Origin of the sequence: Kitasatospora sp. NPDC101155, assembly GCF_044768305.1 — a bacterium.
In the GTDB taxonomy this organism is placed as follows: domain Bacteria; phylum Actinomycetota; class Actinomycetes; order Streptomycetales; family Streptomycetaceae; genus Kitasatospora.
The window spans coordinates 1-15272 of sequence record NZ_JBIWPN010000012.1; the positions used below are offsets into that span (position 1 = coordinate 1).

A 15272-nucleotide genomic window follows, 5' to 3' on the forward strand; every position below is an offset into this window, starting at 1 on the left:
GCGGCCGGACCTCTTCCATCTCCTCAGGTGTCACACCTGAAAGAAAATCACAGCCTATCCAGTGACGATCACTTGGGGTACCTAACAAAGCCCTACTAGGGCCCGCGGGTCCCGCCGCCGGACCGGGCGGCGGGACCTGGCGGAAATCGCATTGGCGGCCCACCGCCCCTGCTGCCTATCGTCGGGGCATGACTACCCGAACCTTCCGCATCATGGTGCGCGGCGTCTTCGACGGCCTCACCGACGAGCAGCGCGCCGAACTCCTGGCGGCCGCGCCCGAGCACGACGTGCTGCACGCCGCCTTCACCCGCGAGGGCCACCTCAGCTACGACCTCTCCGCGCGAACCGCCTTCACCTTCCGCTTCCTCGACGGGGGCGAGGCCGAGGAGGACATCCTGGAGGCCACCGAACGGGCCGAGCAGGCCGCGCAGTCCTGGCTGACGGGCCGCGGCTACGGCTTCAGGAACCTCCGCTCCCAGGCCGAGGACCTCTCCCAGGCGCCGCTCGGCAAGCGCCGGCGCCGCGCCGCCAACGCCACCGGCTGACCCGACCCCCCTCCCCCTCCGCCACCTCCTTGACGGCTCCGCACAGGCGTATACTTGAGCAGTCAAGGAGGCGGCAATGACAGAGCCCACGACACCCGATCCCCTGCACACCGCCCTGCGCCTGGTCCGCGCCCAGACGGCCGTCGTCAAACGCTTCGACGCCGGCCTCAGCGGCCTGCACGGCGTCAGTCTGTCCGACTTCACCCTGCTGCTGCACCTCGCCCAGGCCCCCGGCGGTCGGATGCGCCGGGTCGACCTCGCCGAGGCGCTCGGCCTCACCGCCTCCGGCGTCACCCGCGGCCTCGCCCCGCTGGAGCGCATCGGCCTGGTCAGCCGCGAGGCCGCCGCCCGCGACGCCCGGGTCGCCTACGCCGCCCTCACCCCGACCGGCCGCGAACGCCTCACCGAGATGCTGTACACCGCCCGCCAGGTCGCCGCCGACGCCTTCGCCCAGTGGCCCGCCGAGGACCTCACCCTCCTCTCCGACCTGCTCACCCGCCTCGGCGGCAGCGCCCCCGACACCGCCCGCCCCGCCGCACCGCCCCACCCCTAAGCTGAACCCGTACGGCACGCACCACCGGCACCACCGCACACCCCCGCTGAGGCAGCACCATGACCCACACCCCCGGCACGGCGCCCCGCCGGGAGCCCGCGCTCGCCGACGCCCAACGCGAGCACTGGCAGCGGACGTACCGCGCCCACCCCGGGATGTACGGCGAGCAGCCCTCCGCCCCCGCGCGGTACGCGGCCGAGGCCTTCGCCGCCGCCGGCGCCCGCGAAGTGCTCGAACTGGGCGCCGGCCACGGCCGTGACGCGCTGCACTTCGCCCGCGCCGGCTTCACCGTGCTGGCCACCGACTTCAGCCCGACCGGCCTGGCTCAGCTGCGCGCCGCCGCCGCCGAGCAGAGCCTGTCCGACCGGGTCGGCACCGCCGTCCACGACGTCCGCGAACCGCTGCCCCTGCCCGACGGCTCCGTCGACGCGGTCTTCGCCCACATGCTGCTCTGCATGGCGCTCTCCACCGAGGAGATCGCGGCGCTGGTCGCCGAGGTCCGCCGGGTGCTGCGCCCGGGCGGCACCTTCGTCTACACCGTCCGCCACACCGGCGACGCCCACTACGGCGCCGGCACCGGCCACGGGGACGGCATCTGGGAACACGGCGGCTTCGCCGTCCACTTCTTCCCCCGCGAGCTGGTGGACCGGCTCGCCGAGGGCTGGCACCTCGCCGACGTCCATCCCTTCGAGGAGGGCGAACTGCCCCGCCGCCTCTGGCGCATCACCCAGGAGACCCCGCGATGACCGCCCCCGACCGGACCGCCCCGGACACCACCCCCGATCTCACCGTCGACGGCACCGGACTGCTCTGCGTCCAGCTCCTGCTCCGGCTGCGCGCCCGGATCGCCCACCTCCCGGCCGGCGCGGTGGTCCACATCCACACCACCGACCCCGCCGCCCCGCTGGACCTGCCCGCCTGGTGCCACCTGACCGGCCACGCGTACCTGGGCCCGGTCCCGCACCCGGCCGACGACCGCGAGGTGTACGCGCTGCGCCTCACCTCCTCCCCGGTCCCGACCCGCCCCGACCGCCCCTGGCACCCCACCACGGACTGACCCGGGAATCCCCGCGCGCCCACCCCGCCCCGGGGTGAACACTGCCCCCATGCCCGCAGCCTCCGCCCCGAACGGCCCCAGCCCGAGCCGCCCGAGGACCGCTGGTGCCCCGGTCCGACAACCCGCCGGATGTGCCACGATGAGAGGGCGGGGGTACAACGGCCGCGCGACACAGGGAGGTTGACCACCATGGATCCGATCCTCAGCTGCCGCTGGCACAACCGGGACGGCGAGTGGGCACTGACCGTCAGCCACAACGGCAACAGCTGGGAGCTGTACGCCGCCGCACCGCTCTGGTCCGAGTCGCTCCCCTTCGCCGATCCGGACGACGTCCGCCGACTCGCCCAGGCCCTCCTCGACCTGCCCGCCGAGCCCGAACCCTACGAGTTCGAATGGCAGCTCTCCCGAACGGAGTTCGAGCGCACCGACAAGGAGCGGATCCACTTCGCGACCTTCGCCGTCGGCCTCGACCCGACCGACGGCCACCGCCCGTACCTCGCCTACCAGTCCTACTACCACCGGGGCCAGGCCACCGGACTCGGACTGGAGGTGGTCTGCGAGGATCCGCCGATCGACCACCTCCGTGCCCAGGCCCACGCCTTCCTCACCAACTGCCCGGGCCCGCTCCAGCCGTAGGGCCCGGCCCGCTACGAGCGCAGGGCCCGCACCGCCCAGTCCAGCGCCGGTGCCGAACTCTCCGGCGCCGCCCACCCGTTGACCACCGCGAGCAGCGTCAGGTAGCGCTCCCGTCGTGGATCCGCCATGGCCCGCAGCCGCTCCAGCAGCCGGGCGCGCGCCGGACGGTCCGCCCCGGCGACGCCCGGCAGCCCGGCATACCGCTCCAGCAGCCCGGCGACCACCCCGGCCGCCTCCGCCGACTCCGGCGCCACCCCCGCCGCGACCGCCCGTCCGGCCGACTCCCGCACCAGCACGGCCAGTCCGGGCCTGGGCGGGCCGCCCGCACCGCACTCCGCCGCCTCGTCCGCCGCCAAGCCGCGCAGCAGCTCCCGGAACCCGGCATCCCCGGCCAGCCGCGCCAACTCCACCCACGCCTGGACCTGTTCGGCCGAGGCGTCCTCCGGCAACTCCGGCGTCAGCGACCGGGCCACCCCTGCGAAACGACCGTCCGGGCCGAACACCTCGGCCAGGAACTCCCCGACCAGGCGCCGCCGTTCCTCCCCCGTCAACCGGGCCAACCGATGCACGAGCGTCAACTCCTCCGTGGTGGACCCGTGCCCGGCCACCGCCCCCAGTACCGCCCGCCGCAGCCGCAGCACCCGGATCTGGACGTCCAGCGCCTCGGCGTGCGCCGCCGCGACGTCGGACAGCGCGAGCTCGCGCGCCAGCACCCGCCGGATCACCGGCAGCCCGAGCCCGAGCTCGCGCAGGGTGCGGACCAGTTCCAGGCGGGCGACGGCGTCCGCGTCGTACCGCCGGTGGCCGGCCGGGTTGCGGTCGGCCGGCGACACGATCCCCTGGTCCGAGTAGAAGCGGACGGCCTTCACCGTCAGCCCGGTCCGCCGGGCCAGCTCGCCTATCGTGAGAAGCGGGCCGATCGTGAAGAGCGCGGGGAGCGCGTCGCCGTTCATGGCCACCACCCTGGCGCCTCCCCCTAGGGGAGATGCAAGCCGCCGCCCTCAGGCCGTCCGCCGCAGCAGCGCCAGGTACATCGCGTCCGTCCCGTGCAGGTGCGGCCACAGCTGGACGTCCGGCCCGTCCCCGAGTGCCGGGACGCCGGGCAGCAGCGGCCGCGCGTCGATCCACTCGACCCGGCCGCCCCCGCCGCGCAGCACGTCGTCGACCACCGCGCGGGTCTCCGCCAGGTGCGGCGAGCAGGTCGCGTAGCCGACCACCCCGCCGATCCGGGTGGCCTCGATCGCGGAGCGCAGCAGGTCCCGCTGCAGCGGCCCGAAGGCCGCGACGTCGGCCGGCCGGCGCCGCCAGCGCGCTTCGGGACGGCGGCGCAGCGCGCCCAGGCCGGAGCACGGCACGTCCACCAGCACCCGGTCGAAGCCTCCGGAGCGCCAGGCCGGGCGCGTCCCGTCCGCCGCGATCACCGTGTACGGGCCGGGGTTGCCCTCCAGGGCCCGTGCCACCAGCCGGGCCCGGTGCGGCTGCTTCTCGCTCGCGACCAGGGCCGCGCCCCGCTCGGCTGCCAGTGCGCCGAGCAGCGCCGCTTTACCGCCCGGTCCGGCGCAGCCGTCCAGCCAGAGCCGGTCCGGGCCCTCCACCGGTGCCGAGGCCAGCGCCAGTGCCACCAGCTGGCTGCCCTCGTCCTGCACGCCGGCCCGGTTCTCCCGGACGGCGGTCAGCGCGCCCGGGTCGCCGCCCTCGGCGAGCCGCAGCGCGAACGGGGACCAGCGGCCCGGCTCGGCCTCGGGCAGCGCGTCGGCCAGCTCGCCGACGGTGGCCCGGCCGGGGCGGGCGACCAGGGTGACCTCGGGCCGCTCGTTGTCGGCCCGCAGCAGCTCCTCCACGGCGGCGCGCCCGGAGGCGTCCGGCTGCCAGCGGCCGAGCGAGTCCCAGAGCGCGGAGACGACCCAGCGCGGGTGCGAGTGCACGACGGCGAGGTGGTCCTCGGCGTCCTGGTCGTACGGCGGGGCGACCTGCTCGATCCAGGTGTCCAGGTCGTGGGCGCTGATCCGGCGCAGCACGGCGTTGACGAACTTGGCCTTGCCGTCGCCGAGCACCACCCGGGCCAGTTCGACGGTCGCCGAGACCGCCGCGTGGGTGGGGATGCGGGTGGTGAGCAGCTGGTGGGCGCCGAGCGAGAGCACGTCCAGCACCGGCGGGTCGACCTTGCTCAGCGGCCGGTCGATGCAGGCCGCGATGACCGCGTCGTAGGTGCCCTGCAGGCGCAGGGTGCCGTAGACGAGCTCGGTGGCGAGGGCGGCGTCGCGCCGGTCCATGCCCTTCTGCTCGGCCTCGCGGAGCAGGGAGGGCAGGATCAGGTTGGCGTACGCGTCGCGCTCGTCGACGGCGCGCAGCGCGCGGAACGCGACGATCCGGGCCGGGTCCTTCTTCGGTCGGCGGTGCGGGCGGGGGGCGCGCTTGGCGCTGGGGGTGGTCACAGGTGCCTCAAGGTGCTGCGGTGGTTATCAGAAGATCTCAGACGAACAGTAACGCCAAACCCGGCGGTCAGCCCACGGTCAGCCCTCGGAGCCGCCGGCCGGGACGCCGAGCCGCGCCCCCGCCTCCAGCCGCGCCCCGCGCGCCCAGTCGGCCGCCCGCATCTCCTTCTTCCCCTGCGGACGCACCTCCCCGAGCTCCAGGTCGTGGCTCCCGGTGCCGACCCGCACGCTGTTCTTGCCGACCATCGCGAGCTCGCCCGGCGCCAGTTCGGCCGACTCCGGCAGCAGCTTGACCGGCCCGGTGACCTTCAGCCGCTCACCCCGGAACTCCGTCCACGCCCCCGGCGCGGGCGCGCAGCCGCGCACCACCCGGTCGATCCGCAGCGCGGGGTGGTTCCAGTCGATCCGCGCGTCCTCGACGGTGATCTTCGGTGCGAGCGTGACGCCCTCGGCCGGCTGCGGCACGGCGTGCAGCGAGCCGTCCTCGATGCCGTCCATGGTGGCCGCGAGCAGTCGCGCGCCGGAGACGGACAGCCGGGTGAGCAGCTCGCCGCTGGTGTCGCTCGGGCGGATCTCCTCGGTGATCACGCCGTAGACCGGGCCGGAGTCGAGGCCCTGCTCGATCAGGAAGGTGGAGGCGCCGGTGACCTCGTCGCCGGCCAGCACCGAGTGCTGCACCGGGGCCGCGCCGCGCCAGGCGGGCAGCAGCGAGAAGTGCAGGTTGACCCAGCCGTGCTTGGGGATCTCCAGGGTGCCGGGCCGCAGCAGCGCGCCGTAGGCGACCACCGGGCAGCAGTCGGGGGCGAGTTCGGTGAGCCGGGCGACGAACTCCGGGTCGCTGGGCTTCGCCGGCTTGAGGACCTCGATCCCGGCCTCCTCGGCACGCTGGGCGACGGGGCTGGCGACCAGCTTGCGGCCGCGCCCGGCCGGGGCGTCGGGGCGGGTGACCACCGCGACGACCTCGTGCCGGTCGGAGGCGAGCAGCGCCTCCAGGGCGGGGACGGCGACCTCGGGGGTGCCGGCGAACACGAGTCGCATCAAGTGCCTTTCTGTAAAAGGAAGTTCAGGAAGCCAACGAGATCAGCGAGCAGCGCCGAAAGTGCTGTGCGGCGAGACCTTGACGACCGGCGCCGGCCCGCCGCCCCAGTCCGTCTCCCGGATCGCCTTCAGCGCGGCCTTGCGCTGCTCCCGGTCGAGCCGGTCGATGAAGATGATGCCGTCCAGGTGGTCGGTCTCGTGCTGGATGCACCGGGCGAGCAGCTGGGTGCCCTCCAGCGTGACCGGGTCGCCGTACATGTTGAAGCCCTTGGCCACCACGCCGTACGCCCGCTTGGTGTCGTAGCGCAGACCGGGCAGCGAGAGGCAGCCCTCGGGGCCGTCCTGCTCCTCCTCGCTCAGCGACAGGTCCGGGTTGATCAGGTGCCCGGTGACGCCGTCCACGTGGTACGTGAACACCCGCAGCGAGACGCCGAGTTGGGGCGCGGCCAGGCCGGCGCCGGGGGCCTCCAGCATGGTGTCGGCGAGATCGCGGACCAGGTTGCGCAGTTCCTTGTCGAACGTGGTCACCGGCTGGGCGGTGGCCCGCAGGACGGGGTCTCCGAAGAGACGGATCGGCTGGATCGCCACGGGGTGCGGGCTCCTGTCCGTAAGGGCACTGGCTACGGGCAACGACTGGTTCACCGCAAGTCTATGCAACCCTCCCGGGGGATCCGTCGGGCCGTCCTGGGACAGCCGCACCGGTATCTGACATATCCCGAGTCTGCCGAGCCGCGTTACCCCGGCCCCCGGTTCGGCGTTGGTCAAGAGAGATTGACCGGGGCCGGGCGCACGGGACACCGCGCCCCGGCCGAGCTGAACCGTACGGAAGGTGGCACGTAGGCCATGGCCGAGCAGATCAACCACGACGCCCGGGCGCGGGCGAGCCTGCACCTGCTGGTACGGGACATCGAGCGGGTGAGGCGCCAGGTCGACGCGCTGCGGACGCTCACCGCCCAACTGGGCAACGTCTACCGACCGCGCCGCCCGAGCACCTCGGCCGGCTTCGTGGTGTACGGACGCGCGCCCGCGCCGACCGTGCGCCTGGCCCAGGAGCTGCGGGAGAGCGTGGAGACCCTGGTCGCGGCGGCGGTCGAGTTCGACCGGGCGCTGGGCTTCTCCTGGGACTCGGTGGGCTCCGCCCTCGGGGTCACCAAGCAGGCCGTGCACCGCCGCTACGGCATGCGCCGTCCGACCAGCGAACTCCTCGCCGCCGGCGGCGCCGTCCCGGGCCCGAGCCGCCCGGACTGCTCCGAGGACCTGCCCGCCCCCGCCGAACGCGGCGGCCTGGCCACCACCGTCCCCGCCGCCCGTCAGGGCGGCCTGGACCGCACCGCCCTGGACCGCGCCCCGATCGAGCGCACCCCCGTGGACCGCACGCCCATCGACCGCGGCAGCAGCATCGACCGCCCGCAGGCCGACCGCACCGGCATCCCCCTGCGCGGCTGACCGACCCCGCGCCACCGGGCCACCCGGGGCGGGGTGGCCCACTCACCCCGCCCCACCCGGCGCAGGGCCTGTCGTCGAACTCCCGCCCGCGGGGCGGACGACGCGAGTTCGAGGACAGGCCCTACCCGATGTCCGTCGGATCCACCCGCACCCGCACCGGCTCCGCCGTCCGCAGCGCGATCCGGGCGATCTGCGCCGCCTTGAGCGCCGCCGCCAGCGCGGACCCCTGGCCGGGCGCCACCCGCAGCAGCGCGCGCTCCTGCTCCTCCCCCCGCAGGGCGGGCACCGGCACCGGACCGAGCACGTCCGCCCCCTCCGGCAGCCGGATCAGGTTCAGCAGGTCGGCGACCGCCGCCGGGCTGCCGCTCACCGAGGCCATCCGCGACACCGGCGGGAAGTGCAGCTGCGCCCGCTCGTCCCGCTCCAACCCGGCGTGCCCAAGCGGGTCCCAGCGCACCAGCGCCTGCACCGGACGGGCCGACGGCTCGGCGACCACCACCACCGTCCCGCCCTCCGTCGCGGGCCGGGCCAGCGCGGCCGCCGCCAGCCAGAGCCGCAGCGTCTCCTCCCCGGCCCGCAGGTCCGGTCGGCTCAGCAGCGCCCAGCCGTCCAGCAGCAGCACGGCCCCGTACCCGGAGCCGTCCTCGACCACCGGCTCGGCGCCCGGCGTGGAGATCACCAGCGAGGGCTCGTCCGGCACGGTGGCCAGCACCGCCTCCCGCCCCGAGGTCCGCACCGGGATCCGCGGGAACGCCTTGCCCAGCTCCTCCGCCGTACGGCGGGCGCCGACCACCTGCGCCCGCAGCCGGAAGGAGCCGCACTCCGGGCAGTGCCAGTCACCCTCCGCCTCTCCGCACCAGCCGCACTGCAGGGAGGCGTCCGCCGAGGGCGCCTCCAGCGGCCCCTCGCAGCGCCGACAGCGGGCGGAGGTGCGGCAGCGTCCGCAGGCCAGCCGGGGAACGTAGCCGCGCCGGGGCACCTGGATGAGCACCGGATGCCCGGCCGCCAGCGACTCCCGGGCGGCCTCCCAGGCCACCGAGGGCAGCCGGGCGGCCTGCGCGGCGGCGTCCCGGTGCTGGTCCTGGTCGGTGACGGTGCGCGCCCTCGGCGCGACCTGCCGCACCGTCTCCCGGTCCGCGACCAGCGGCCGCGCCCAGCCGGTGCTGACCAGCTGCGCGCCCTCCACGGTCACCGCGTGCCCGCCGAGCAGCACAGCCGCGCCCTCCTCGGCCGCGCGCAGCAGCGCGACCTCGCGGACGTGCGGATGCGGGGCGCGCGGGTCGCTGTGGCTGCCGTCGCCGTCGGACCAGACCACCACCAGCCCGAGGTCGCGCACCGGCGCGAACATCGTGGCCCGGGTGCCGATCGCGGCGTGCACCGAGCCGCGGCTGACCGCGAGCCAGCGCCGGTAGCGCTCGCGCGGGCCGAGCTCGGCCTCCAGCGCCATGTGCATCCCGGGCCCGAGCAGCTCGGTGAGCGCCTGGTCCACCCGGGCCACCGACCGCCGGTCCGGCAGCACCACCAGCGCGCCGCGCCCGCTCGCCAGGGTCGCCGCCACCGCCCGGGCGATCTCGTACGGCCAGCCGGGCCCCGGCAGCGCCGCCCACACCGCGCGCGGCGAACCGCCGCCGGCCAGCGAGGACAGGAAGTCGGGGCCGGCCGGGTAGCGCTGCCAGCCGCCCGGCGCCGGGGGCTGGGGGCGCGCCGGCGGCGGCGGCGAGGGCTCGGCCTCGGCCTTGGCGTGCCGGGGCGGCACGGCCAGTTGCAGCACGTCGGCCAGCGTCCCGGCGTAGCGGTCGGCGACGGTGCGGCACAGCCGCAGCAGCTGCGGGGAGAGCACCGGCTCGGGCGAGAGTACCTGGGCGAGCGGCGCCAGCGGACCGGCGAAGTCGCTCTTCTCCAGCCGGGCGACGATGAAGCCGTCGTGCAGTTCCCCGCCCTCGCGCTGGCCCTTGACCACCCGGGCCCCGAAGCGCACCCGCACCCGGACGCCCGGCTGGGCCTCCTCGGCCATGGTGGCCGGGACCTCGTAGTCGAAGAGCTTGTCGATGGTGAGCACGCCCTTGTCCACCACGACCCGGGCCACCGGCAGGTGCTCGGCCCGCTTGGCACCCTTCCACGTCCGGGGTTTGGCCCGCTTGACCGTCTCCCGGATGAACGCCAGCTGCTCCGGCTCGGCGGCCCCGTTCTCCCCTGTGCTGCTCATCGCTCCCAAGTACTACCAGGTCGCACCGACAGGACGCACAAAGCGGCGCCCACCCCGCACCGGGGTGGGCGCCGCTTCAAGGCCCGGGACGTCAGTCCTGGACGGCAGCCTTCAGGGCGTCCACCCGGTCGGTGCGCTCCCAGGTGAAGTCCGGCAGCTCGCGGCCGAAGTGGCCGTAGGCGGCGGTCTGGGCGTAGATGGGCCGCAGCAGGTCCAGGTCGCGGATGATCGCGGCCGGACGCAGGTCGAAGACCTCGGAGACGGCCTTCTGGATGTCCAGCACCGGCACGGTCTCGGTGCCGAAGGTCTCGACGAACAGGCCGACCGGCTCGGCCTTGCCGATCGCGTACGCGACCTGCACCTCGGCGCGGCGGGCCAGGCCCGCGGCGACGATGTTCTTGGCGACCCAGCGCATCGCGTAGGCGGCCGAGCGGTCCACCTTGGACGGGTCCTTGCCGGAGAAGGCGCCGCCGCCGTGGCGGGCCATGCCGCCGTAGGTGTCGATGATGATCTTGCGGCCGGTCAGGCCGGCGTCGCCCATCGGGCCGCCGATCTCGAAGCGGCCGGTCGGGTTGACCAGCAGGCGGTAACCGTCGGTGACCAGCTTGATGCCCTGGTCGGCCAGCGCCTTCAGCTCCGGCTCCACGACGAACTCGCGGATGTCCGGGGTGAGCAGCGACTCCAGGTCGATGTCACTGGCGTGCTGCGTCGAGACGACCACGGTGTCGAGGCGGACGGCCTTGTCGCCGTCGTACTCGATGGTGACCTGGGTCTTGCCGTCGGGGCGCAGGTACGGGATGGTCCCGTTCTTGCGGACCTCGCTCAGACGGCGGGAGAGCCGGTGCGCCAGGGTGATCGGCAGCGGCATCAGCTCGGGCGTCTCGTCGGACGCGTAGCCGAACATCAGGCCCTGGTCGCCGGCACCCTGCTTGTCCAGGTCGTCCTCGTCGCCCTCGACCCGGGCCTCGTACGCGGTGTCGACGCCCTGCGCGATGTCGGGCGACTGGGCGCCGATGGACACCGAGACGCCGCAGGAGGCGCCGTCGAAGCCCTTCTTGGAGCTGTCGTAGCCGATCTCCAGGATCTTGTCCCGGACGAGCTGGGCGATCGGCGCGTACGCCTTGGTCGTCACCTCGCCGGCCACGTGCACCTGGCCGGTGGTGATGAGCGTCTCCACGGCGACCCGGGAGGTCGGGTCCTCCCGGAGGAGAGCGTCAAGGATCGTGTCGCTGATCTGGTCAGCGATCTTGTCGGGGTGTCCCTCGGTCACGGATTCCGAGGTGAACAGGCGGCGAGACACAGCGCTCCCTGGGGTTGCAGCGGCTGCTGACTGAAGGCCCCCGGCGAACCGGGGACATCCGGAAAGACTTGATTCCTGGAGTGTAACGGTCTGGTTCCGTCGAACGTGACCCAGTTCCAAAAATCAAGACCACATCGGAGCGCTGCTCGATCAGACGCCGACCGATCCGAGACGCTCCGCGACCAGGTCCCAGACCACGTCCGCCAAGGCCTCCTTCGGGCCCACCGGGATCGGCGTCTCACTGCCGTCCAACCCCAGGACGACGGCCTCGTTGACGTCCGTCCCGAAAGCCTTGCCGTTGCCCACCTCGTTGACGACCAGCAGGTCACAGCCCTTGCGGGCGAGCTTGGCGCGGCCGTTGGCGAGCACGTCGTCGGTCTCCGCCGCGAAACCCACGACCAGTTGGCCCGAACGGGGGCGGCGGGCCGACAGCTCGGCCAGGACGTCCGGGTTGCGGACGAGGGCGACCGGCGCCGGTTCGACCCCCTCGACCTTCTTGATCTTGCCGGTGGCGTACTCGGCGGGCCGGAAGTCCGCCACGGCCGCGGCCATCACCACGGCGTCCGCGTCCTCGGCCGCCTTCAGCGCCGCCTCGCGCAGTTCCAGGGCCGTCCCGACGTGCACCACGTCCACCCCGGCCGGGTCGGGCAGCTCGGCGTTGGCCGAGACCAGAGTCACCCGGGCGCCGCGCGCCGCGGCGGTGACGGCGAGCGCGTAGCCCTGCTTGCCGGAGGAGCGGTTGCCCAGGTAGCGCACCGGATCCAGCGGCTCCCGGGTGCCGCCGGCCGAGACCACCACGTGCCGACCGGCCAGGTCGGTCGGCACCGCCCCGCCGCGGCGCAGCACGGCCCGGCAGGCGTCGAAGATCGCGGACGGCTCGGGCAGCCGGCCCTTGCCGGTGTCCTTGCCGGTCAGCCGCCCGACGGCCGGCTCCAGCACGATCACGCCCCGGCGGCGCAGGGTGGCGACGTTGTCCCGGGTGGCGGGGTGCTCCCACATCTCGGTGTGCATGGCGGGCGCCAGCACGACCGGGCAGCGGGCGGTGAGCAGGGTGTTGGTCAGCAGGTCGTCGGCGAGCCCGTGGGCGGCCTTGGCGATCAGGTCGGCGGTGGCGGGGGCGACCACCACCAGGTCGGCCTGCTGCCCGATCCGCACGTGCGGCACCTCGTGCACGCGCTCCCAGGTCTCGGTGGCGGCCGGGCGGCCGGACAGCGCGGCCCAGGTGGCCTCGCCGACGAAGTGCAGCGCCGCGGCGGTCGGCACCACGGTGACCTGGTGGCCGGACTCGGCGAACCGGCGCAGCAGCTCGCAGGCCTTGTAGGCGGCGATCCCGCCGCTGACGCCGAGGACGACGCGAGGAGCGTCCGCGTCCGCGTTCGCGCTCATGTACCGACGACCTTTCTCAGGATCTGGGACCCGCCCACCCTACGACCCCTCAGCTGCCACCCGCACGGTGCCCCACCCCACAGCGCCGGGCCCCCGGTGGAAACGCCGGAGGGCCCGGCGGAAACGGTTCCGCCGGGCCCTCCGGGAAAGGGACGGGACTGCCTCAGGCAGCCTCGATCGCCTCGGCGGTCAGCATGCCCGCGTTGATCTCGCGCAGCGCGATCGACAGCGGCTTCTCGTGCACGTGGGTGTCGACCAGCGGGCCGACGTACTCCAGCAGGCCCTCGCCGAGCTGGGAGTAGTACGCGTTGATCTGGCGCGCGCGCTTGGCGGCGTAGATCACGAGGCTGTACTTCGAGTCAGTGGCCTCAAGCAGCTCGTCGATCGGCGGGTTGATGATGCCCTCGGGCGCGGTCATGGAAGAGGACACGCTAAAACCTTCCGAAAGGGTGGAAAAGACAGACAGGTCAGGCTACACCGAGCAAGGCTAGCAGTTCGGCCGCTACCTGCTCGACGGAGGTGTTGACAAGCGTCGTGTCGAACTCGGGCTCGGCCGCGAGTTCGACCTTGGCCGCCTCCAGCCGCTTCTCGATCACGTCCTGCGGCTCGGTGCCCCGGCCGGTCAGCCGGCGGACCAGCTCGTCCCAGCTCGGCGGAGCCAGGAAGACCAGCTGGGCCTCCGGCATCGACTCGCGCACCTGACGGGCACCCTGCAGATCGATCTCCAGCAGGACGGGCTCGCCGCGCTCCAGCTTCTCCAGCACCGCCGCGCGCGGGGTGCCGTAGCGGTTCCCGGCGAACTCGGCCCACTCCAGCAGCTCACCGTTGGCGATCAGCTTGTCGAACTCGTCGTTGTCGACGAAGTGGTACTGGACCCCGTTCTTCTCGCCAGGCCTCGGGTGGCGGGTCGTCGCCGACACCGAGAGCCAGACCTCGGGGTACATCTTCCTCATATGAGCGACGACCGTGCTCTTGCCGACCCCCGAAGGGCCGGAGAGCACGGTCAGCCGCGGACGCTCACTCATGCACCGATTATCCCGGATCGCGGACGATCCCGGGACCACGGGGGCACGGTCAGGCGGCGCCACCGCCGAACTCCCGCTCCAGGGAGGCGATCTGGTTCGTGCCGAGGCCGCGGACCCGCCGGCTCTCGCTGATGCCGAGGCGCTCCATGATCTGCTTGGCACGGACCTTGCCGACGCCCGGAAGGGACTCGAGCAGGGCCGACACCTTCATCTTGCCGATGACGTCGTTGTCGTTCTTGCCGGCCTTGATCACCTCGTGCAGGGAGGCGCCGGAGTGCTTGAGCCGGTTCTTGACCTCGGCGCGCTCCCGGCGAGCCTCGGCGGCCTTGGCGAGCGCGGCGGTGCGCTGTTCAGGGGTAAGGGGCGGAAGAGCCACGCCGTTCACCTCAGGGTGTGGAAGGAAGGGATTGAGCTATGACTGGTTCGGTACCGAGGACACCGTCCGCAATGGGAGCCCAATGGGGAACCACAGGGCCCTGACCTGCGGGAGCTACAGGTTTCGCAACTCGCCGATGACCTATCGCCGGACACTACCCGTATTGCGGCGCCACGTCAGGAAAAGAACACGAAAAGTCCTGGTCAGCCAAGGCCGACCAGGACTTTCCGGGGCAAAATGACCGCGATTGCGAAACTTTGACAGGGTCGATGTGACGGCGCTCACGTCAACTCCGGTGCCGCCCCGCCGTCCTGCGGACACTGCGGACGGTCACCGTCCGGCTACCCGGCGAACGGCTCCCGTCACGCACCGGCCACCGTCCGCTACTTGACGGCGTCCGCGAACTCGCCCACGAAGCGGTCCGCCGCGTCCCGCAGCGCGGCCACCGAGGGACCGTGCTTGAGCACGTCCCGGCTGACGCTCGGCACCACGTTGATCACCGAGGCGCCGAACACCCGCGGCAGGTCCGCCATGGTCGCGCCCTGGGCGCCGATCCCGGGGGCCAGCAGCGGGCCGTTGATGGCCAGCTCCACGCCCGCGTCGGCCAGCGTCGCGCCGACCACCGCGCCGAAGGAGCCCAGCGGCTCGGCGCCCGCGTTCTCGGCCGCCAGCTGCCGCAGCACCGCCGCCGCGACCGGCTCGCCGTCCGCACCGACCGCGCGCTGCACCTCGGCGCCCTCCGGATTGGAGGTGAGCGCCAGCGCGAACACGCCACAGCCCTGCTCCCGGGCCAGGTCCAGGGCCGGGCGCAGCGAGCCGAAGCCCAGGTACGGGCTGACCGTCACGGCGTCCGAGAACAGCGGGCTGGCGGGCGACAGGAAGGCCTCCGCGTAGGCGGCCATGGTGGAGCCGATGTCGCCGCGCTTGGCGTCCATCAGGACCAGCGCACCGGCCGCCCGGGCCTCCTCCACGCTCTTCTCCAGCACCGCGACGCCCTTGCTGCCGAAGCGCTCGAAGAAGGCGGCCTGCGGCTTGAGCACGGCCACCCGGTCGGCCAGCGCCTCGACCACGGTGCGGCTGAAGGTCTCCAGCCCGGCGAGGTCGTCGCCGAGCCCCCAGGCGGCGAGCAGGGAGGCGTGCGGGTCGATGCCGACGCAGAGCTGGCCACGGGTGTCGAGGGCCTGGCGCAGCCGGGCGCCGAACGGGGCGAGGGTCATGTCGTCCTTTCCAGACTTTCCGGAACCGATCGGGCCGGAACCGGTGAAGGGG

General features: G+C 73.8%; 17 protein-coding genes. 6 read left to right on the plus strand and 11 right to left on the minus strand.

What is annotated here, in order from left to right:
- The first annotated feature begins 188 nt into the window (after window positions 1-188).
- The 5 genes from ACIRYZ_RS19475 (at window position 189) to ACIRYZ_RS19495 (ending at window position 2791) form a co-directional block, all read left to right on the plus strand.
- A complete protein-coding gene (locus ACIRYZ_RS19475; protein WP_402945758.1) occupies window positions 189-545 on the plus strand; it encodes a DUF6204 family protein in 357 nt (118 codons plus the stop codon).
- A gap of 76 nt (window positions 546-621) precedes the next feature.
- Window positions 622-1098: a MarR family winged helix-turn-helix transcriptional regulator gene (locus ACIRYZ_RS19480; RefSeq protein WP_402945760.1), complete on the plus strand. Its 477-nt coding sequence runs from the start codon at window positions 622-624 to the stop codon at window positions 1096-1098.
- 59 nt (window positions 1099-1157) lie between these two features.
- Window positions 1158-1844 (plus strand): class I SAM-dependent methyltransferase, encoded by a 687-nt coding sequence (locus tag ACIRYZ_RS19485; RefSeq protein WP_402945761.1) that lies wholly within the window; start codon window positions 1158-1160, stop codon window positions 1842-1844.
- Window positions 1841-2155 carry a sulfurtransferase TusA family protein gene (locus ACIRYZ_RS19490; protein WP_402945763.1) on the plus strand — a complete coding sequence of 105 codons (315 nt, stop codon included), beginning with the start codon at window positions 1841-1843 and terminating at the stop codon, window positions 2153-2155. The genes ACIRYZ_RS19485 and ACIRYZ_RS19490 overlap by 4 nt, the downstream gene beginning before the upstream one ends.
- Before the next feature lie 189 nt (window positions 2156-2344).
- Window positions 2345-2791 (plus strand): hypothetical protein, encoded by a 447-nt coding sequence (locus ACIRYZ_RS19495; RefSeq protein ID WP_402945764.1) that lies wholly within the window; start codon window positions 2345-2347, stop codon window positions 2789-2791.
- An 11-nt stretch (window positions 2792-2802) separates the two neighbouring features.
- Here ACIRYZ_RS19495 and ACIRYZ_RS19500 read toward each other — a convergent pair whose 3' ends face one another.
- The 4 genes from ACIRYZ_RS19500 to def all read right to left on the minus strand — a co-directional run bounded on the left by ACIRYZ_RS19500 (window position 2803) and on the right by def (window position 6852).
- A complete protein-coding gene (locus ACIRYZ_RS19500) occupies window positions 2803-3744 on the minus strand; it encodes a MerR family transcriptional regulator (RefSeq protein WP_402945766.1) in 942 nt (313 codons plus the stop codon).
- A gap of 48 nt (window positions 3745-3792) precedes the next feature.
- Window positions 3793-5226: an RsmB/NOP family class I SAM-dependent RNA methyltransferase gene (locus tag ACIRYZ_RS19505; protein WP_402945768.1), complete on the minus strand. Its 1434-nt coding sequence runs from the start codon at window positions 5224-5226 to the stop codon at window positions 3793-3795.
- Between the two features lie 78 nt (window positions 5227-5304).
- The gene (fmt, locus tag ACIRYZ_RS19510; RefSeq protein ID WP_402945770.1) at window positions 5305-6264 is read right to left on the minus strand and encodes a methionyl-tRNA formyltransferase; all 960 of its coding nucleotides are present in this window, start codon (window positions 6262-6264) and stop codon (window positions 5305-5307) included.
- 42 nt (window positions 6265-6306) lie between these two features.
- A complete protein-coding gene (def, locus tag ACIRYZ_RS19515) occupies window positions 6307-6852 on the minus strand; it encodes a peptide deformylase (protein ID WP_402945772.1) in 546 nt (181 codons plus the stop codon).
- Window positions 6853-7107: 255 nt separating this feature from the next.
- Between def and ACIRYZ_RS19520 the strand changes: the two genes are divergently transcribed.
- Window positions 7108-7710, plus strand: a complete 603-nt coding sequence (locus tag ACIRYZ_RS19520; RefSeq protein ID WP_402945773.1) for a hypothetical protein — start codon at window positions 7108-7110, stop codon at window positions 7708-7710.
- A 121-nt stretch (window positions 7711-7831) separates the two neighbouring features.
- Here the strand turns inward: ACIRYZ_RS19520 and ACIRYZ_RS19525 are convergent, their stop codons facing one another.
- From ACIRYZ_RS19525 to pyrF, 7 genes are all read right to left on the minus strand, one after another.
- Entirely contained in the window at window positions 7832-9916 is a 2085-nt protein-coding gene (locus ACIRYZ_RS19525) for a primosomal protein N' (protein ID WP_402945775.1), read from the minus strand.
- A gap of 91 nt (window positions 9917-10007) precedes the next feature.
- Window positions 10008-11216, minus strand: coding sequence for a methionine adenosyltransferase (metK, locus tag ACIRYZ_RS19530; protein ID WP_402945777.1), 1209 nt, complete (start codon window positions 11214-11216; stop codon window positions 10008-10010).
- A gap of 150 nt (window positions 11217-11366) precedes the next feature.
- On the minus strand, window positions 11367-12602 hold the full coding sequence (gene coaBC, locus ACIRYZ_RS19535; RefSeq protein ID WP_402945779.1) for a bifunctional phosphopantothenoylcysteine decarboxylase/phosphopantothenate--cysteine ligase CoaBC: 1236 nt from the start codon (window positions 12600-12602) through the stop codon (window positions 11367-11369).
- Window positions 12603-12765: 163 nt separating this feature from the next.
- The gene (gene rpoZ / locus ACIRYZ_RS19540) at window positions 12766-13032 is read right to left on the minus strand and encodes a DNA-directed RNA polymerase subunit omega (protein WP_030240625.1); all 267 of its coding nucleotides are present in this window, start codon (window positions 13030-13032) and stop codon (window positions 12766-12768) included.
- 37 nt (window positions 13033-13069) lie between these two features.
- Window positions 13070-13627, minus strand: a complete 558-nt coding sequence (gene gmk, locus ACIRYZ_RS19545) for a guanylate kinase (RefSeq protein ID WP_387625733.1) — start codon at window positions 13625-13627, stop codon at window positions 13070-13072.
- A gap of 49 nt (window positions 13628-13676) precedes the next feature.
- A complete protein-coding gene (gene mihF / locus ACIRYZ_RS19550) occupies window positions 13677-14003 on the minus strand; it encodes an integration host factor, actinobacterial type (protein WP_030290269.1) in 327 nt (108 codons plus the stop codon).
- A 383-nt stretch (window positions 14004-14386) separates the two neighbouring features.
- Window positions 14387-15220, minus strand: a complete 834-nt coding sequence (gene pyrF, locus ACIRYZ_RS19555) for an orotidine-5'-phosphate decarboxylase (protein ID WP_402945781.1) — start codon at window positions 15218-15220, stop codon at window positions 14387-14389.
- Window positions 15221-15272: the final 52 nt, after the last annotated feature.